This window comes from Pseudoalteromonas sp. SR44-2, from assembly GCF_014163745.1.
Taxonomy (GTDB): Bacteria; Pseudomonadota; Gammaproteobacteria; order Enterobacterales; family Alteromonadaceae; genus Pseudoalteromonas; species Pseudoalteromonas distincta.
The window spans coordinates 23,596-44,492 of sequence record NZ_JACJDW010000022.1; the positions used below are offsets into that span (position 1 = coordinate 23,596).

Annotated in this window: 11 protein-coding genes; 5 read left to right on the forward strand and 6 right to left on the reverse strand. The window is 36.4% G+C overall.

Going from position 1 to position 20,897, the window contains the following annotated elements:
• Position 1: 1 nt before the first annotated feature.
• Positions 2 to 742 (reverse strand): ABC transporter substrate-binding protein, encoded by a 741-nt coding sequence (locus tag H5115_RS13760; protein WP_182755812.1) that lies wholly within the window; start codon positions 740 to 742, stop codon positions 2 to 4.
• 441 nt (positions 743 to 1,183) lie between these two features.
• Here H5115_RS13760 and dptF point away from each other — a divergent pair, with 441 nt between their 5' ends.
• Genes dptF through H5115_RS13785 form a run of 5 tightly spaced genes read left to right on the forward strand, consistent with a single transcriptional unit; the run spans position 1,184 to position 13,028 of the window.
• Complete coding sequence (gene dptF / locus H5115_RS13765; RefSeq protein WP_182755814.1) at positions 1,184 to 2,776, forward strand: DNA phosphorothioation-dependent restriction protein DptF; 1,593 nt, start codon at positions 1,184 to 1,186, stop codon at positions 2,774 to 2,776.
• Between the two features lie 3 nt (positions 2,777 to 2,779).
• On the forward strand, positions 2,780 to 4,078 hold the full coding sequence (gene dptG / locus H5115_RS13770) for a DNA phosphorothioation-dependent restriction protein DptG (RefSeq protein WP_182755816.1): 1,299 nt from the start codon (positions 2,780 to 2,782) through the stop codon (positions 4,076 to 4,078).
• Positions 4,059 to 10,826 carry a DNA phosphorothioation-dependent restriction protein DptH gene (gene dptH, locus H5115_RS13775; protein ID WP_182755818.1) on the forward strand — a complete coding sequence of 2,256 codons (6,768 nt, stop codon included), beginning with the start codon at positions 4,059 to 4,061 and terminating at the stop codon, positions 10,824 to 10,826. Before dptG ends, dptH begins: the two co-directional genes overlap by 20 nt.
• Positions 10,816 to 11,175 (forward strand): hypothetical protein, encoded by a 360-nt coding sequence (locus H5115_RS13780; protein WP_220487263.1) that lies wholly within the window; start codon positions 10,816 to 10,818, stop codon positions 11,173 to 11,175. Before dptH ends, H5115_RS13780 begins: the two co-directional genes overlap by 11 nt.
• 44 nt (positions 11,176 to 11,219) lie before the next feature.
• Positions 11,220 to 13,028, forward strand: coding sequence for a DUF262 domain-containing protein (locus tag H5115_RS13785; protein ID WP_182755820.1), 1,809 nt, complete (start codon positions 11,220 to 11,222; stop codon positions 13,026 to 13,028).
• 79 nt (positions 13,029 to 13,107) lie between these two features.
• Here H5115_RS13785 and dndE read toward each other — a convergent pair whose 3' ends face one another.
• From dndE to H5115_RS13810, 5 genes are all read right to left on the reverse strand, one after another.
• Positions 13,108 to 13,458 (reverse strand): DNA sulfur modification protein DndE, encoded by a 351-nt coding sequence (gene dndE, locus H5115_RS13790; RefSeq protein WP_182755822.1) that lies wholly within the window; start codon positions 13,456 to 13,458, stop codon positions 13,108 to 13,110.
• Position 13,459: 1 nt separating this feature from the next.
• On the reverse strand, positions 13,460 to 15,451 hold the full coding sequence (dndD, locus tag H5115_RS13795) for a DNA sulfur modification protein DndD (RefSeq protein WP_182755824.1): 1,992 nt from the start codon (positions 15,449 to 15,451) through the stop codon (positions 13,460 to 13,462).
• Positions 15,448 to 17,073, reverse strand: coding sequence for a DNA phosphorothioation system sulfurtransferase DndC (locus tag H5115_RS13800; protein WP_182755826.1), 1,626 nt, complete (start codon positions 17,071 to 17,073; stop codon positions 15,448 to 15,450). The genes dndD and H5115_RS13800 overlap by 4 nt, the downstream gene beginning before the upstream one ends.
• Positions 17,070 to 18,155, reverse strand: a complete 1,086-nt coding sequence (gene dndB, locus H5115_RS13805; protein WP_182755828.1) for a DNA sulfur modification protein DndB — start codon at positions 18,153 to 18,155, stop codon at positions 17,070 to 17,072. Before dndB ends, H5115_RS13800 begins: the two co-directional genes overlap by 4 nt.
• A 114-nt stretch (positions 18,156 to 18,269) precedes the next feature.
• Positions 18,270 to 20,327, reverse strand: a complete 2,058-nt coding sequence (locus H5115_RS13810; RefSeq protein WP_182755830.1) for a DNA phosphorothioation-associated putative methyltransferase — start codon at positions 20,325 to 20,327, stop codon at positions 18,270 to 18,272.
• Positions 20,328 to 20,897 lie beyond the last annotated feature (570 nt).

Genomic DNA, 20,897 nt, shown 5'->3' on the forward strand with positions numbered 1-20,897 from the left:
CTTAGTATTTAAACAGCGCATTAAGTGCTGTTTTGTTTTTGTTTATGTGCTCATTAATTATTGCAAGCTCAGTAACCGACACCGTTTGTTTGCTAAACATTAAATAAATATCGTCTTTATTTACATACTCAATGTTGGTTACTAATTTTATATTTGAGCCCTTTTGGCCAAAATAAGCACCCACTAACTCGTCTTCAATAGCAAAATCAATACGTTGTTTATTAAGCATTTCAAAGCGTTTACTGGTTGCACTGGTGTATTCAATCTGCTTTTTATATTTAGTTTTATATTGCTCAAATTCCTCGCCGTAATAGCTTCCAAAGTTAGCGCCAACCATAAAGCCTTGTTTAAAAATGTCTTCGAGGTTTTTAACGCTATGCTGATTATTTTTGTTTTCGTATAAGCGCATAACCTCAGTTCGGTAGTTATCACTAAAGTGCACATATTTAGCGCGTTCATCTGTATAACTTGCAGCCCACTCCAAATCAATACGGCCGTATTTAAGCTCAATAAAAGCCCGCTTAGAATTTGGTAGCAACTTAACTTCAAAACAAAAAGGGGAGTCAGCAAATATAATGTTGAGTGCATCAACCTCCAAGCCTTGCAGCTTACCGTTAATACCCATTACATAAGGCGGCCAAAAAGCATCGTGCGATGCCACGCTAAAGGTTCTTTCACAAGCAAATACATTAAATGGAGCCGTAAACAGCAAACATAAAAATACGGTAATTAATTTATTCATTACGCCTCATAGTTATTATTTTGCTCATTATTACAACAGTATAAACCAGGTTTTGTATTTTAGCGGCACGGGTTTGTGTGAATATGTAAAAACCATCCGTAATGATGAGAATGCCCAGTATGCAGGTGTTTATAGAGTGGGTATTACATTCGCGTTTACTGCTCAAGTGAGGTTGCCGAAGTTTGAACTTATGTTTTTAAATATATATTAAGAGCTTGTACTTAGCGTTTGAAAATTAAAGTAAAATTACATAATTGTTAAACTAGCCATACATTAATGCTAACTGCATCGTTTTTGTTAGTTATATAACTAATAAGCCTATATTTATTTTTAACAATCATGTAGATTGTTTCTATATGAATACTAACTTAACGAAAGTTGGTTATAAACAGATAAACCAAGGATCGGTATTATTGAGCCGTTCCATATGGAAATACTATTATGCGGTTGAAAGAAGCCCTCAGCGTTTTATCAAAGTCATCTCCTTATGCTGTATCTACAGAGCGCAGCACAAAGAATCAGAATGTTTTAGATACTATAAAGTCTTATTTATATATCCAAATGCCAATTGAATTAGCAGTAAATAAAGTTATCTCCTCGTTTGGTGCTAACGATAAAAAAGTGCTTTTTCTATGTGGCAGTAGTGGCGATGGTAAATCTGAATTACTCACAAAAGCCAAAGTTGACTTTGGATCGCGCGTTAAATTCCATTTAGATGCAACGCATAGTTTTGATCCCCATGGTACAGCGATTGAAACATTAGACAAAGTATTTAATGAGTTTGAAACAGCAAACACATCCTTAGTGGTAGGAATAAATGCCGGAATGCTAGGTAATTACGCTGAGGAAGGTCAAAACTTATTAATTCGTAGCAAAATTAGTACTTACCTTAATAATAAAAATGAGCCAGATGAAGCCGTAACTTTTATAAATTTTGAAGACTATCCAAAATTTGAAATTAGTGACGAAGGCTATAAGTGTGATTTTGCTAAAAAATTATTAGAAAGAATCACGCAAAGAGAAAACAATATAATTCGCCAGCTCCTTGAAAAGGAAAAGCTAGAACAAAGCGATCCTGCATCTTTACGATTAATTGCTAACTTTGAACTGCTTAGCTTACCTTCCGTACAAAAAGTAATTATAGATTTGCTATTTAAAGCTCGCTTAATGCGAGATCAATTTTTAACAGCTCGTGCATTACTCGATTTTGTTCACGAGCTTTTATTAGGTAATGGGTATTTATTCGATAATTTATTTGCCGGTGGTGACAATGAGCTAGCAAATAAAATTGAAAACTTTGATCCAGCTCATCTGCGTACTAAAGAAGTAGACCGCTTTATTCTTGCTTATGATCTAGGTTTGCCAGATATCGAGTTTATGGGTTTTAAAAACGCATTACATACTTTCGGAATTAAGCATATAAATAGTGGTGCCCAGTATCTTCGTTTGTTTTATCTGCTTAAATACGATGATTTTGCTAATAATTACCATAAAAAGTATTTAGAAGATTATAACGAGTCATTAATCGAAAGCTATATCAAGGTATATCAGTTACATAAATCTTATAACGGAGATAGTAAGCAAAAAATTAGCTTAAAAGAGTTTTATAGAGATACTTTAATTTCCGCTATAAGAACCTACATAAATCGGAATGCACCAAAGCTGGGTAAAAAATTCTACTTACTCTCGGATTTCGGAGATTATCAAATAGCAGCTCCAGCTGAACTAGCAATGGATATCAAATCTATCATTGCTTCAACGACGACTAATAGTTCGTTTTTTAATGCGAAACTAAAGTTACAAGATAAACAGTTTAAGCTACCAATTAATATAAATCTGCTTTCTCTACTTATTAATATTAACAATGGCTATCGCCCTAATAAGCACGATAAAAACTCCGTGATACTTTTAGACGAATTAGCTTCCGAAATAATTCAACAAGCTAAAGCTGCTACAGAAATAGTTATTACAGGCTTAGATGGTAAATACCACTTAGAGCTTGATGATGACGATATTATGGTAAGTGAGGGGTAATAGATGCCATTATTAGAAGAGTTAAAACCAAAAAATAATAGTGCCGCTAGTTATTTTCCTGTTTCAGCTAATAGCGCGAATAATAAGTATGACTGGGAAACCGTAGTTGGCTTTTTCATTAAGTCTTTGCATAGCCTTAAGCTTGAAAAAAATATCGTAGCACTAGACGATTTCAAAAAGTTATGTAAAACGCATTTTGTAGATAAATTAGACGGCGAACCTTTTTGGCATGTCATTGAAAAAATATATTTTGATAACTTACAAGTTTTAAATATAGCACCTGAAATGCAAGTGCTAAAAGTGTTAGACAGTGACTCAAGTAACTCAGGAGATGAGCGTTTAACGTCATTGTTTAATGGTTTAATGGGGGAAGTAGAAGTAAGTAACGCACCAAATGCGCAACTCAACTTTTTAGAGCAAGAAGTAAAGAAGGTTTTTGACTCACCACTCGTTACTAATCGCAACCAAAAAGTACGTAAACAACATATTGCTTATCTGCCATTTTTGTCAGAGAAATTTCAGCAAGACTTAAAGTTTTTAGTTAGCTACCCAGAACATTTTTTACAAAATATCAAAGCATTTTTAAAACTGTATGGTTTTTTATATACAGCACAATTATCTCTAAATATAAAAGGTTGGGCACAAACACCTGAGGTAAAACCTTGTTACTTTATTTTAGATAGTGAAAAAGCGAGTAAAGAGCGAACTAAACTGCAGCTTCATGGACACAAACAAGTTGTTGAATCTAGCTATGCATTATTTCCTTACTTGGCATTAAACGAAAGCTTACAAGATACAAAAAAGCGAATTTGCCCATTATGGAAATTAATTAACGAGTTAACCGATACCGATATTGAAATCTTAAATAACTACGCCGTTGCTTTTCATGATGATAGAAATTTAACGAGTCAACAACGCTTTGGATCTACAAGAAGTGAGTCAATTAATAATTTAATAAACCTATTTACAGAGCAATTTAAGAAAGGAGCCACTCGTGAGACTGCTTTTAACAATTTTGTAAAAGCGACCAGAGAAACTCTTATTAGACCATTTGAACAAAACCGACGTCGAGCAGGCTCATTTTTAGTATTAAACCAAGACTACCTCCTGTTGCTTACTAATTTGTGTATTGGTGAAAACGAAAAATTAAGACTCCATGAGTTACTAATCGAGTTTCAAAAACGCGGCATATTTTTCGATAAAAGTAGTGAAGAGTGTTTAATAGAGTTGTTTGAAAGAATGGGTAATGTAGAAAGAATGAGTGACAGTGGAGATGCAGTTTATGTCAAAAAAACTATATGAAGACTTTTTAGTTGAACACTTTTGTCAGTGGGCAACTAAAGGTTTTGAGGGCGAAAGCCGTTTTCAGTTTCGCTCGCCAGATAGCGATAACAGTTTAAAGCTTTATGAAGCAATGCTTCATAAAGCCGATACAACCGTTTCATTAGTAACAGATGACATAAATCAAATGCTTCCAGCAATTACGTTTGGTAATACAACGCTAATACCTGTTGTACATGGAGATAGTGACAAAGCATTAAGTGAAAACTTCATATCACACTTGCGTGATTTAGTATCAGCGCAGGATGGTCCTCTAAAAGATTGCGTGCTGTTAGTTATACACAACTCATACCTAGATACACTAATAAACTCAGCACGGGATTTAGGTAAAAATGGAGAAGTGTGGCACCCCTCTACAATAAAAAAATCGTTAAGTGAGCTTATTTCGTCAATTAGTGGTACCGATAAAGTATCGCAGTGCTTACTTGATCACCGCTTTAAACTAATCATTGAAGATGGTGCAACCATGTTTGGTTTTACTGAACTGTATGATGCGTTAGATGACGGTATTATTCAATTTAGTGAGTTAGGTCTTTTTAACGATAATACGATTGTGAATTGGGATGATACAGATCAGATAGATAATCGGTTATCGCAAAATCATCAGTTGTACGGCAATATTAGTGAGATTGTAGAAAAGTATCCCCAAGAGCTTGTAGAAAAGTTAGGCGATTTAGACCTTAGCGAAAAATTTGTAAACAGTAATTTTGGTGATGATCAAAATTGGGAAAAACTTGATTTTGGTGCAATTATTAAAGAGCGCCGCGACAATAAAGAAAACTTACTTGCTTTTGAAGATGAAACAATTGTAGGTCTAGGTTTTATAGTACGCGAAAACAAAAAAGAACGTCACTTAATAATTGAAATGCCTGCTGATAAAACAGAATTTAAAATTGAAGCTAGTTTTGTTGGCGGGAAAATTCAAAAAAATGAATTAAAACTACAGCATACAAAAGAGCCAATAGTGCTTGATGTAAATAATCGCTCTCAAAAACGAAGTGTTGCTGAAATTTCAGGTTTTTTTAATAATCAGCCACTTTATTTTAGTGTCGATTTTAAACGTGAAAAACCGCAAGAGCGTTTTAAATATAGAGTATTAGTTATACCACAAGGTAGTTTTTATCTTGATGACTTAACTGATAGCTTTTTACTTGCTACACACCCTAAAAAACAACTTATTACACTACAAACTAATGCCGGCACTTTAAAAATTGCAGAGCACGGAGAACTTGCTACTGTAACGCAATCAAATCAAACATTTTCAGTTCAAGATGTTCAAATTGTCGATTTTTCAAAGTTTGCAAACGAAACAGACAGTTTAACGTTCGCAGTACAAAGTGGTTCTTATGTGCTTAATTTTGAGGTGGATGGCGCTGTATCGTCAGACACATTAAGCTTACCGTTGATTTTAGATACAAACCTTTTTAACCGTTTATACAACGATAACTTTAATGGTTTATATAACCGAGCAAAAGAAAAAGTTGTAATAGATGGAAAAGACCTGACCCCAACAGGAATGCGTAAATATTTGTTAAATTGGGAAGCAAAATTACAGGATGAGCGAATACTTGCAACTCAAGTTGCAAATAGACCAGAAGTCACTTTAGATAATATTAAAAACGCTTTCCCAGAATTATTTGCAGCTTATGATTCATTATTTAATTACCTCGACGAAAAAAAGGCGCTCATAAGTACTTGTTCTTGGGGCTCTGAATTTTTGGGTTTAGTGAATAGTATTGTTAAGTGTTATTTATCTGAGGTTGAAAAATTAGAAACCAAATTACTGTTATCTCCGCAAGCTTTAATGCTAGTAAATATAGGTATTGCCGAGTTTGATGAGCAAGAGTATTTAACGCCATTACATCCACTTACATTGGCTTATTTTGCACAACTGGTTACACGTACTAGTGATGAAAATGACAATAGTTTTAATAGCTTACCTAAAGCGACAATTAAGCGATTAAATGCAGAAGGTTTATTGCCTTTTATATGGCACCCAACAGATGGCTTTGCTTATAACCAAGCGGTTGCTGATAATCGAATGTGGTGTAAATTTGTTTCAAATAAAAAAGCCGCTTTAACATATGTACGCCCGTTAGTTAGACAAAAAGTAAGTGAGTTTACAAAAGCATTTGATGTACTGTTTGATAAAGGTGGTAAAGAGACCGTTTATATCAATTCAATTAATAATGGTAATAACACATCGTTATTTTTGGGCTTAGTCGACTATTTAAAAAAGAAATCGCTTGATGAAGCAAACCGAATTCATGTAAATATTTACGATAAAGAATTACAACGCACTTATTTTGATGACTTTGCTGATGCTCCAAGTTACGACGAGTTAAAAAATATAGCAGAGCTAGGTAGCGAAAAAGATAAAGCAGATGCCATTGCAGATATGCTTAAAAGTCGTATCACCTATAGTAAATTTAGGTTAAGTGAAGACGATCCAATTTTTAAGTATGCCCATGTTAGTTTTGTCCGAAATGACACAACGGTAGAGCCTGTGCCTGTTGATGTACTTTCAGAAAAAACAGGGGTAGCGTGCCATGGTCTATTAGCCGGAGAAACTGCGTACCAAGAACAAAATACTTATTTTACAACATTTGGACTTAATAAACTGAATGTTGAAAGTACTTCAACTTTAAAACTGAGTAGCCAGTTTAATAGTTTAGCTAAAGCAGCTTGGTGTGGACAAAAGTACGAAACCAATAACGGATTAGCTTTAAAAGTCGCCGGTAAGCTATCTGAATTGCTCGATAGCGTTTATGAAAACTCAGTGTGGACAATTATAATAGACCCTAAAGTCACTTTAGACTTTTTTAAAGGTCAAAAAGACACTGTACTGATCCATTACTCTGATAATTTTACAAACTCAGCAAATTACGATGCAATAACAGTTACTAAACGACGCGACTTATACGATCAAGTACTTTCTCAAGGTGTCGCGGGATTAACCGATGAGTTTAATGCGTTTAATGGTGAATGGTTACTCAAAATGATCACCAGTAACGACAACGACCGTAAAGAGAAAAAAAGCATTATTGGTGCTTATAAATACGTAAATTGTTTATTGCATCAAAGCGATATTACGTGGGTGCCAATGAGCGTTGCTGAAATGATTCGTGTGGCTGGTAATATTGGCTTAAAAATGAGTGATAGTGACTTCTCTCGTTACTCACAAAACATTAAAAGTGGTGCTATATCCGACGACGTTTTATTTGTTGGTTTTAAAGGCACCAACATGTACTTATTACCGCTTGAAGTAAAAATTGGTAAAAAGCGAACTCATAGTAAAGGTATACAGCAAGCTAAAGAGCTTAAACGTTATCTGATAGAAAACTTGTTTGGACGTGATGACTTAGCAGGGCATTTATACCGAGGCTTGTTTATTCGCCAAGTATTAATGCAAGTTGATAAGTTTGAATTATACAAAGTATACGAGGGGGACTACTTTAGCGAGCTGCAAAACAATCGTGAATGGTGGTTACAAGGTGATTATCAAATTGCAGACGTAGAGAATTACCCGCAAGGCTTTATGATGGCGTTTTTTGAAAATGCTGACTTTGCTAAAGAAGAGTTCATGCTTGAGGACAACATTCTGCAAATCATTTTGCCAAGTGCCAATTTAAACCGTTTTATAAGTACACCACTTCAAGATCTATTTAAAAATATTAAAGTAGAGTATTTATCATACATAGATCAAAAGTACATATTAAATGGAGCAATAACACCTATAGAAGTTATTTTCAACAAAGATACAAACGATAGCTCTACTGATGATATTAATAAGCCAATTGAAAATGAAGAAAATACAACACCAAAACCAGCTAATGAAACGTTAGTAAATACAAAAGTTGTTGAACAGGAAAAGCAAAACCCAGCTAATCAAAGTTTAATAAGTACAAAGATTGTTGAGCAGGAAAAGCCTAATTCAGATGCATTAACCGATCGTGGAGTTGAGTTTTTAATATCTAAACTAAATATAAAAATCTCTAATAAAATACCTAAAACAATCTCATACAATATTATTAAGCTGCTCATATCTGATGAAGTGAAATCTTTTGAGATTGATAAAATCTATAACGAACACGTGGCTGCTTACAAAGATATTTTATCTTTAGCAAATAAAACGGATGTTTTAAGTTACGCAAAACTTAAAAGCAAAGCGAAAGAAGAATATAAATCTAACTATGTTGAACAGTTAAAACTCATCAGTACTGAGCTCGGTGTTGAATCAAGCCCTACTGAGATAAAAAAGAAAGACATATTACCAATTATAAATACTGTATCTGTGACAGAAAGTACCAATAAATATGAATTGTCTACATTTTTAAGTGATACAGAAGAGGCAAGTGGTGAGTTCAAATTTATTATTGATAGAATTAAACAAGCTAAAGGCCGCACTATAACGATAAAAGAGCTTTTAGCTCTCGATGAATCATGGTTTATAAGATTGCATAGAGTGCAGCTTAGCCATCTAAGGGCTCTGCAGCGCCTACAAAAGATATATAAAGAAAAGTTAGATTTTACAAATGAGCCAACTCAAAAGATTGAACCTACAACTACTGTTGAGCAGTTAAATAGTCATAGGCAGGAAAATAAGACATTAACTCCTCAAACACTTGTTTCAGATCTTGTGATCCCTCAAAAGTGTCTTTTAATTATTGAGATTCTTGCCAAGTTCTATAATAAACCACTAATTGTTAATGACTTACTGACGATATCAACTGATCGTTTAGAGTGGAAGAGTGGCGTAAATAGAGAAATGATTTCAGAATTTAAAAGCTTTAAGAAAACGATACTAACGGCTTTAAACTCATTGAGTCATACTGCTTTTAACTTATTTAAAAGCGATGATGCTAGAGATAATAACCTTGTAGCTGAACATAAAACGAGAAAAGCAGATTATTTATCAGATAACCAAAGTAATGATTCTAATCAGCATGTAAGTATGAAGATAGAGCCACCATTAAAGAGCGTTATCGAGAGCGAAGCTGAACCAGTTGTTAGCAATAAAATCGATAATCAAGATATTCCAGTCCCTTTATTAAAAGAACAAGCTGATATACCAAAAGAAATTTCTGTAGAAATTCATGAGTGGGCTAAAACTGCTTATTTTGATGACCCAGAAATGTTTAATATATTTGTCAGTGAACAAAATGAAGGGTATTTAACATTACTGCGTTTAAATTTTGATAATGTTCCCAATTGGTCACTCGAAGCTATCAAGGACCATGCTGCAAATAAATACGCTGAAGATTATGCTGCTCAAGTTCGGGAGATTAAAAGACAAGTAAAGTTTTTTATTGAGATAGATAGCTTAACTTTATCGAGAACACCTGAGCAATTACGTGAGTTTAAACAACAAGCAAGAGAAGAATATCCTGGCAATTATAGTGAGCAGCTAAGTTTTATTAAAAGGCAGCTAGACTTATCAGAAAAATATAGTCTACCGAAAAAGGATGATATATCTGATGAAGAAAAAATGGAAACAAACCTGCTACCAACTAATCTTACTGCTAATACTCAGATAGAGGCGTCATCCTCTAAAATTGTTACTCATTCAAACACCAAGGATTCATTAAAGGTGCTTGTTGGCCATGTAATACAAAACAACGAACCCGTTTATTGGGAGCCAACAAATACGGCTAAGTTTATGAATACCAATTCAGGCATTATTGGCACTATGGGTACAGGTAAAACTCAGTGTACTAAATCGGTAGTGACTCAGCTTTATCGTAATCAGCATAATAATGTTGATGGTAAGCCAATTGGTATACTTATCTTCGATTACAAATCGGATTATGTAGACGACAAGTTTATAAAAGTTACTAACGGTAAAAAGTTTAACTTACATAAACTACCTTACAACCCGCTTAGTTTATTTGGTGATACGCCAATGCTGCCTGTGCATACTGCGCGTGGCTTTTCTGAAACCATGGGTAAAGCATTTAATTTAGGGACTAAGCAGCAGCTTAAGTTACGTAAGTTAATTGGCGATGCCTACGATTTGGCAGGTATTCATAAAGCGAATAAATCTACATGGAGTAAAGCTGCACCTACTATGGCTGATTTGTGGTCATTATTTTTAGATAGTGACCCAGCAGAAGATTCACTTTACGCAGCGCTTGAGAGCATATGTGAGCTTGAAATATTTGAAGACGATACTAGCAAGTGTATGTCGCTTTACGATCTTGTAGATGGCATTACCGTAGTTGAGTTGGCAGGCTACCCAGGAGAAATACAAAACCTGGTTGTAGCGCTTACACTCGATTTGTTCTACTCGCAAATGCAAAAACAAGGCAAGCCAGAAGTACAAGGCGACTTTAGACAGGTTACTAAACTAGTACTGGTAGATGAAGCCGATAACTTTATGTCGCAAAATTTCCCAAGCCTTCGCAAAATATTAAAAGAAGGTCGTGAATACGGTGTTGGGGTAATTTTATCAACCCAAGATATCACCCATTTCAAAACCAGCGAAAATGACTATTCAGCGTACATTTTAAGCTGGATTGTGCATCGCGTAGCGCAAATAAAAACCCAAGATATTAAAGGCATATTCAATAAAGATGATAAATCAGAACAAGAACTACTGATGAAAAACATCCGCGAGCTTGAAAAGCACACCAGCCTTTACATTGATGGCGAAAAACAGATTAAACGTATTAAAGATAAGGCGTTTTGGGAGTTGCTTAATGATGAATGATTCAACAGTTTTAGAGAAAAAGATGCTAAGCCGAAAATCTCCTGAGGTCGTTGCATACATACAGATGGTTGAAAAAGCTAAACGTGACGCTGAAGTGGTTACGTTACGCGAGTGGTATGACTCGACATCTGCTCACCAACAGGAAATTATTGATTATATGGCTACTCATAAACAATTAGGTCCACTCGGTAAAGAGCTTCACAAGCGTGGAGTTAAACGAGTAACTGAAAGGTTTGGCGATAATGTACGCACTTTAGTTGAAGCAACTTATCAAAGAGAGCTGCTTGATACAGTCGCGCCTTTATGTGCTTTGTCATGTTTAAAAAAGCTACAATCTAAAAACTCCTAGATTGTTAAGTTTTTATGTATATCATTAAATTTAAAGGAAAGTAAATGAACCCAGTGTATGCAAGCGTGTATTCATTATTTGAGTATAAACCGTGTTATTTTATCCCCAAGTATCAAAGAGCTTACGCTTGGAAAGAAGAGCAGGTTAATGATTTTACTAAAGACATTAAGTCGTCTTTTAACAAACGTTACCAAGGGCGACCGAAGCAACATTTCTTTGGAGGGGTTATTAGTGTTATGTCTCAATATCCTAGGACTAATAATGTAAGTCAATTTGAGGTAATTGATGGACAACAACGGTTAAGTACTTTTAATTTACTGGTTAATATTATTTTGAGTAAATATAAAGACCTGGATACAAAAGCAAAAGAAGCTGAAAATAATGAATTATCAGAAAGATGTTGTACTCAAATTAATGATCTAACTCCTCGGTTTGTTGAATTTAATCAACTGATTGGAGAGGATACTACTGTGGTCAAAACTTTCAAAATGTCACGAAGGGATGATGATTATTATTCTGGCTTGATAAGAGGCCGAAATCCCGTAATTAGTAGAGATTCACATCAAAGGTTAAAGTTCGCGTATGACGAAATAACCAAAACGGTTAGTGATTTGATTGAAAGTGATTCATTAGATGAAATTTTTACAAGACTATCTGTATTAGAAAGTGTTTTAGCAGCTGATTTCAAAATATTGCACTTAGTTACAACTCAAAGAAATGATGCATACCAGCTTTTTCAAGTTATTAATGATCGAGGTACCTCATTAACAGACGCAGATTTGTTACGTTGTAAAATATTAGAGTTCATGGAAGGGAATAACGAGCAACAAGATGAGGCTGAAACAATTTTAGATGAAATAGTCTCACATTCTAAAACTGAAGACCATCTTGGTTGGGCTTTTGAAGCTAAGCTAGGCTTGAGGCCTAAATCAGGTGCTTTGTTTGATGAGTTTATGGAAAGTTATTTTGAGTTACAAGGGCTTGAAGAAATAAATATTACTCAACTTCAAGAGCTTTTAAATAGAACTAGAGCTTTAGGTGAAAGTATATCTTTAATAAGAAATCTAATCTTATGTGAATGGCCTTTTGAACGACAGTTACCAGTTGAAGCTTGGGATCGAGACCGTTTGCAAGTACTTATTGAATATATGGGAAATACGGCAGCTCTTCCCTTGTTGGTTACTGCTAACAAATTATCTCAAACTCAATTTTCAGAAATAGTTAGTATGCTAGAAAGATTCTTTTTTAGATTCAAAATGATGTGTAATGGTCACAATTCATTATTGAAAGCTATTTATATTAAGCATTCATCATTAATTCTTAATGACCCTGAGTCCTATAATGTTAACCAGTTAAGAGAAGATTTAAATACCCTCATAGCTAATAAGGCAAGTGAAGATATTTTTGGCATAGCAATTGAAGAGTTGCTTTATTCACCAAAAGGCAATAAGAAAAAGTTGAAACACATGCTAATTATGCTTTCTCAGTTTGGACGTTGGTATGATAATGGTGCTCAAGGTAACCCTACATGTTTAGATAAATCAGTCATTATTGACAGAAAAGAAGGTTGTACACTAGAGCATATCTACCCTAAAGGCCTTGATTCTGAAGCCCCTAACTTCGATATTGATCTTGAACCACTCAAGAATACAATTTTTAATCTGTGTTTACTAAGCTCAATAGATAATCGAATAGTTGATACTTCACCCTTCGAAGAGAAAAAGCAAGTTTTCCTAAATTCTTCACTATATATAACGAGAAAAGTTGGAGGCTATGATGAGTGGAACTTGGATTCATTAAATGATTTTAAAGCCTATATTAAAGAGGCTGCATTTAAAATTTTTGTTGCTTAGTCAATTATTGTTAAGATTTTTAAATTAGATATAGCCAAGTCTCGAAAGAGCTTGGCTTATTTATTTTCTACTTCGCCTTTTAAATTGAACTTGATAGTGTGTGCAGTGTTTTATAGTTCCTTAGCGCAGCAATTCCATCCTCAACATGCGCTGCCCATGCTGTTTGTAATTCTTTATCAGAATGCTCAGGGTAGCGTTGTTTAAGTAATAATTCAGTCACCATTTGGGTTTTACCTAACCAGGTGAATTTATCGAGTTTAAGGCTACCAGAGAGCTTATAGTCTTTTTCTTTATTGAACGTAAACCCCTTTTCGATAGAACGAAAAAACGCGATACGGGCGGCTACGTTGGGTGTAACGCCTGTTTTGCCTTTAAGAGTTTGTAGCTGCTCTTCAACGGCTTTATTAAGCCACATAGTTTGTGGGAGCATGTTATTTCGCCTCCTGTGCAAGCTCTGCCCAAAAATAACCTTCTCGCAGGGTTGAACAATTAGTATGTTGGTTAAATTCAATCTCGAACGCATGAGACACTTTATGCTCAATAGCTTGATAAAAGTCTTCGTCTACTTCGGTATCGGTTGAAAGCAGTATCACTTGCTCGCTGGCCTCTGGGAAATAGTGCCTAATTAGCTTATCGCGGTGCTTTGAATCTAAGCGGCCAAGTGGTGTGTCTACCACTACAGGCAGTACTTTACCCGAAAGTTTGCCAAGTGCCTCTAAAATAGCGAAGGCAAATATTTGCTTTTCGCCTGCCGACATAGATTTACGGTTAATAATAACGCCTTCGGCATCGACTAGGTTTACGTCAAAGCTAGTTGGGTCTATTTTAGCAGAGAGCTTTAAATCTTCTTTACGGGCAAGCTTACGGTACGCTTTTATAAATAGCTCTTCTAGCTGGGTTACGCGCAGCTCTGTAAGGGCGTGTTTAAAGTCTTGCAATACATATTGGCTTAGCTCAACACGCTCAACGGCTTTGTCGGCTGAGTGGTTATTTTTAAGCTTGGCGTAGTCTTTTTCAAGACGCTTTGCCAGCTCTAGCTCTTTAGCCTTATGATCTTTAGCTTTAAGTAGCTCGCTTATATATTCTTTACTTGTTGTATCGCGTTGTTTTTCAAGCTCGCGCAATGAGGTATACAGCTCATGTAAATCGGCAGCATCGGGGGCACGTTCAATATTTATTGAAAGCGAGCTTAGTTTATTTTGTGTTTCGCTAAGAGCTGTTGATAGCTCTTTTATTAATGCTTGCGACTGCGAAGCCTCTGTAACTTGTGCGTTTATAAGTGCAAATTCAGAGTCTGAAATATCAAGCTTTGGTTGTGCAAGTGCGGTTTGATTTACAAGCTGACCAAAGTAACTATTTACAGTTGCCATTATATCGCTGCTTTGGGCATCAAACTTTTGATTAAGCGCACTTTCAAGATTAGGTAGCGCTTGTACGAGCTCATTACCAAAGGCTTTAGCTTGCTTGATTTGTTGATCGCTGGTTAGCTGTTCAATTAAATTTTGCATTGCCGTTGGCGCAAGTGCCATTGGTAAGCTGCCGCTCAGCTCTTGGCGTATTTTTGCGGTAAGCTCTTTTTCAAGCTCTATCAACTCTGAGGCTTGTGCTTGCTCTTGATCTTTGGTTTTAGCCCATGCGCCACCTTGTGCTTGTATTTCGTGCTCTTTAGCGGCTATTTTGTTTTTAAGCTCTGTTAACTGTGCACCAATACTATCTGCTTTATCTCTTGTTGCATTTACTTGCTGGGTTATTTGGTGTTTTTGCTCTTCTGCCGCTTTAATTTTTTTAAGCGTATCTTTATCAGCGGTTTCAGCACCCAAGCCTTTTAAGTAAATATCAAGGTCGTTACTTAAACGATTAATAATATCGATACCTAGCAGTTTTTGTACAGCCTCTTTTAAGTAAGAGCCGGTATCGTCTTCTGCAAGCTCTGCTATTTTTTCACCATCAAAAAAGAATAAATCGCCAATTCCAGGCGGTACTATTTCGTGTAAAAATGCTTGTACTTGTTCTGAGTTTAACGAGTTATCTTGCTCGCCATTAATAGTAAGCGTTAACTTTTCATCGCCCTCAAGTTGCCATTTACGGGTTACTTCGTAAAGGTTATGCACGCCTTGATGCGTATGAGAAAAGCTAAGCGTTATGCAACCCTCAGCATCTTGCTTTTCTTTAGTGGCTGTTTTATTTGTTTGCTCGTTTAGGTAGCTTAGGTAATCTTTTTTAGTAATTACGGCACCAAGTGCACGCTTACCTAATAATGCTAAGCGAATCGCGGTTAGAATAGAGGTTTTACCTGCACCGTTTAAACCACCAAATAAAATAATAGGGCGTTCAAATACGCCTTCTTTACGCGGGTTTAAATCTATAGTGGTTTGGCCGTTAAAAACTCGAAAGTTATTTAGGGTCAGTGTTTTAAAAATCATTCTATGCCCTCTGCTTTAAGCAGTGCAGTAATTTGTTTAAGGTCGTCTTCTAGCGCTTTTACTTCGTTACTTTGGCGCATTTGGCTTTGGCGAATATCTAAATTAGACGCAATAATAACTTCGGCACTTTCCCAATCTTGCTGAATTAGACGACCAATACGATTAAAAATACCCGTACGACGAGCAAGGCCGCTCATTTGGGTTTCAACGTCTATTAGCTTTTTGATCATGTGTGGAGACACGCCATGCTTAGGTGCTATATCGTTCAGCAGCTGTCCTTCGCTTAAGCTAAATTGGTTAGAGTCGTCTATTGTCCAGTCGAGCTTTACGCCAAGTGCATCAAATACAATGCCTGGTAATGTGTCGTCCCAATCTGGCTCGTTAGGATCGTTTAACCATTCGTGCCTCACTGCATGTAATTCTTCAACGGTTATTACTTCTACATTACGACCTTGATCGTTAAACTGCTTTTGAATATTAAGTAATAAACGCATAGCATGTTGCCGATATTTTAATTTGTAAGGACCCGTTGTGTAGTCGTCTGTAAGTACGCGCTCTTTGTCTTCTTTTAGCGTTTTAAATGCTAAACGACCGTCGCGCCTAATGTGGTTACGGTATTTCTTTTTAAGCTTAGGCGATGTGCTACGCGATAAAATATTACGGTACTTAAGCAGTGGCGTCATCCACTGCTCGCCATTTTGAATGAGGCTTTCCATTGCTCGGTCGCGGGTTACTACGGTGCATGTCCAACAACCAAAACGAGAATTACCACACGATGGTGTAGTTTCATCAATAACCATTGGACACTCGCCCTGACCCGATGAATCTTTGTATAAATTCCACAATATGAGGTTTTTACCACCCCATGGGTTTTCCCATTCTAGGTCGTATTTATCAAACCATTTATTTTTAATGCCGTATGGCGTTTCTTCGGTTTTTAAATGGCATAGGCGCAGTATTTTCCACACATCGTCAACACTCCATGTATCTATTGGTGTATAAATAAAAGCGTTGCTTAAGGTTGTGTGTACAGCTAAGTCTGAGCCATCAATTTTATGTTTTTTAATTACCTGCGCACGTGATGCGCTTTCTTCTGAACGTGAGCCTAATACCACAATTACTTCGTCGTATTCGCTTACGCGCTCTTTAATAAACGAGCTTACAGGGTCGATTTTCATTCGCTCTGTACACCAACGAAAGTTACGCGTTGGAGCAGGGTAGCCTTTACCTAATAAGTTAGCCCAAAATGTATTATTCGATTTTGGTACTACTTTATGAGAGGTAATTGGAAGACCTTCACGTTTAGCGCCTTCTTCAATTAACCTTAGTGATCTATCTACGTGATCAACCACCATTGGGGTTTCTACTAAGGTGTCTGATGCAACAACAAATACTGGCTTGTGGCGATCTTCTGGTTTTAAGCCAAGCAAAGCAAAATAAATTAGGGTCATTACTGCTGATGAGTCTTTACCACCGCTATAGCCAAGTACCCACGGACGTTTGTCGGCAAGGTATACACGTTGTGTGTCGGCTACAAAGTTATGTAGTTGGCTGCCTGCAAACGATTCGTTTTCGATAAACTCGATGTAATCTTGTAGGTCGTGCTGGTTTAATAATTTCATGCGTTCAAATATTCTTTTTCTTTTAGTACATCGTTTTTTGAAAGAGGTAAGCCTATTTCACGTTTAATTTGCATGCTTGTAAGGAAAATATTGCTCATTGCTTTTGATAACCTGCCATGTTGCATTGCTCTGTGAGCCCAAGCTTGATTGCTTTTAAGCCAGTTAATATTGGCTATTAATTTAAGTTTTGTTTGTTTTTCAGAATCGCTTAGTTTGATTAAGTCTCTACCAACTAAGGCTAATGCTTGAAGCCCAATACCATGAGCTGAGATATATTCTTGGCGAAATTCTGCAGCAGAAAGCTGTTTGTTTTGTACTTGTATCCATTCAGGCATATAAATATTTAGCAATTCCCAAAACTTTGCGGCTACTTGCCTTTCATCTTCATTAAAGCCTTCTTTAGTACCTTTACCAAGTAAAACTCGGTTTGCTTGCTTGATACCACTAAGGGTAAATAGTTTACTACTTTTAACGGCAATTGTAGAGCGTTCAAATTCGGTAAAGCCAGCAAAAGGCTTTGTATTTAAAGCTAAATACCGTGCGAGCTCTGATGCTTGATCGCGGTGATCGTACATTGTGCCAAGCGATGGGCTTGGGCGTACTGCATATTTATTTAAATCGGCAAACATTTGCTGGCTTCTTTGGAGGCCTTCGTCTACAAAAAACAAAACTGCAATGTTGTCTTGGCTTAATTCTGGGCGCTCTTTTAGGGCTTCTTCAATAGCTGCGCGACGGTGTTGGCCATCATTTATTAATATTTGCGCGTCCATGGGGACTTTTAAGCTACCAATATTGCTATTTTTTTCTACTTCTATAAAGTCGATTTCGGCGCCAATAGAAGCTGTGATTGCAGAAAATACATAATCATGAGGTGACTCAACTAAGTAACGAGCCATTTCGGGAATTCGACCTTTGTTAAGTGTACGTTGGGCTCTTAGCTCAACAGGGACTTCTTCTTCGTCATACATAAAGATTTTTGGTATGAGCCTCAAAGGGCAAGTTGCTATGTAAAAAGGTTTGCCCGCTTGCTGACCGCGAACTGCGGGAAAACTGTAGCAGTAGTTGTTTTCAAGGTTGCTCATAATTCAATCTCATTACGTAAGGTACGTAATATTATTACGTACCTTACGTAATAAATACAGTTTTTATTGTTTTGTTAAATGCAACTTTTTACTAGTTCCTTGTTATGAAAGAATTTATTTTTTAAAAAACTTATCCCCTTTTAATTCTACAGCCCAATATTCAAACACCTTTTGGAGTATAAGCCAATTGGGCCATTCTTTTTTGGGTACGCCCTTGAGCATATCAGTTAGCTTTTTATCAAATCGTTGTTGGCTTTTATACTCATTACTGCTTTTTAGTAAATAATCTAGTTTGTTATAAAGCGGCTGTAGCGGGTAGTCACTTCCGTAAAAAAAGTAGTCGATATCTTGCTCTAGCATTTTAACTTTTATTCGCTCGGTAAGTAGTGGGAGCTTTTTATTAAAATCATCGTATTTTAAAAAAGTAACTTTACCGGATCGCATGTGTACTTTTACTAAATCTACGTCGTCAATATCGCCATACAGTTGTACAGCACAGCCTATGTAAACACGCAGTATTGCCGGAAGTTGGTTTAAAAAACGGGTAGGTAAAATATATGAGTGGTTGTCGTACATTTCCCCTTGCTGAATTTGCTCATACGCTTGGTAACATGCATTGCCAATATTAGTAGGATCAGCAATTGAAAAAAGTAGTTTTTTAGCTTGCTCAAGCGCTTGGTTATAATCGTTAAAGTGAACTTTTAAATCCCGCGTTAGCCTTGCAGGCATATGACTTTTAGCTTGGCGTCTACCAAATAAGCTAAGTGCAAAGTAAACGAGTAAATCGTCTTTTCGTTTTTGCAGTGCTTGCTCAAATTCATTTTGTTCATAGTAATTTTGTAGCAAGTTAAATGCTTTATTATGGCTGGCGAAATACTTACGCAGTGTTGTACTTTGCTCAAACTCGTCGTTTGCAGGTAAACGACCAAAGTGAAGGCAGTGCTGCCAAAAATCATCAAGTAAGGTTTGGTGTTTTTCAAATAAGGTTTTTTGTTGAGCTTTAGGTAACGCCTTTGATTGCGCTCTTTGTGTTATATGTTGCCAATTATAATTTTGAAATTGTAGCTCTAGGTGGTGTGCTTCTTCTAACTGTGGGCATTTAAAAATAGCAATTATGCCTTGCCCAAACGCCATGGTTTTAACGTTTAAAGTTTGCTCTATGTAAGCTCTAATTTGAGCCTGGCTATAGTATTTTTGAAAGGTATTCCATTTAGTAATTATGCCGTCTTTATAGGGTTTAAAATGTTCTTGTTTAGCCTCGTTGGCGAGCATTACCGACACTAAAAGGAGTTGATTTGTGTACTGGTAAGCGTTTTTTAGTGTTTCGGTACGCTCATGTACGTTTTCGATTACGTTAAGTACAAACCCTAAATTAACTATATCGCTATTTTGTTTACACCCATTAGGGCGGTGCACTGGGTCCCATGCATTTATATTTAATCCATGAGCTTCAAGCTCTGTAGCATCGTCTGCTAGCCCGCAACCATAATCGAGTATTGAATAGTCTCCATTTAAATAACCGTACTTAGCAAGCTTTTGAAAAGGGGCAGAAAGCCTATCGCGATTTATTGCAGTTAAATGGCGTTGTATTTTTTCTATTTTTTGCTCTTTTTTGGGTTGTTTAACCTCAGCAACTTTATGAAGCATTCCTTTCTCGTCTAGCTTGTAACCTTTACGCTTTATTAAGTTTTTCCACTGTTGTTTAAAACCAATGTTTTTAGTGTTTTGGTATAAGCCTATTTGTTCACCTTCATTTGTTATTTTTTTATAGGCGTTGTAGTTATTGTTGGAGGGCAAAACAAATGTTTCTTTTCGATGCAATATAGGTGGGTTATCCGAATTGCTATAGTTTGTTGTTTTTATTGTTAGTTCTGCCGCGTCGATTGTATAACTAGTATGAAGTGCAGGGTAAGCGTAGTTATCAAAGTCGGGATAGTTTAATAAGGTGAACTTTAAATCGCGTTTATAGAGTTTTAGTAAGTTCCACGGCTCATTAATATTTAATTGGTTTATAGTGCTCTGAATAAAACTTAGTAGCTCTGGCTGAAGTGCTGTTTCAAGCGAGCTTTGATGTAAGTAAATAGCGGTAGGTAATGATTTACCATGCTTAAGTTTTTTAACTAAGTCACGGTATTTAGGAAAGCTTAATGATGAGGGTAAATTGGGATCCATTAAATTGACTCGAGCAGCTAAGATAATTAAATATACATAACGCTATAACCAACGACAAACATGAAAGCAGTTGCTGAGGCAATTTCCCCGTGATCACATCCGAAATTTAATTAATGATGAGTAATTAACAGCATGGATGCTGTTAAAAGCGTAGCTTGGCCATGGATGGCCTATCTACGCTGGTTACGTTCATATCATTAATTTAAATTGAGGAAATAATGTGATCCTCGGGGCGCCGTGGGGTTCCAAGGGGCGGTCGGCGGTATCCGCCCCTTGGTTGCCATCGCCAACGCGATATAAGTAAATTATTTTAAAAGCTTCGCTTTTCGCGCGAGCAAGCTGAGCGCTTACAGCCAATTTTAAGGCTGCTGCTCAGACATTTCCCCCTTCAACTTCACCTACAAACACATAATTAATGAGTAATTACCTCGCATGGATTCGAGGAAAGGGATGCTTGCACATGGATGTGCTTTCATCGCGTTTACGTTCATATTAATTTAGTGTTTAAAGATAAGTGAAATTGAGGGGCGCCGTGGGGTTCCAAGGGGCGGTCGGCGGTATCCGCCCCTT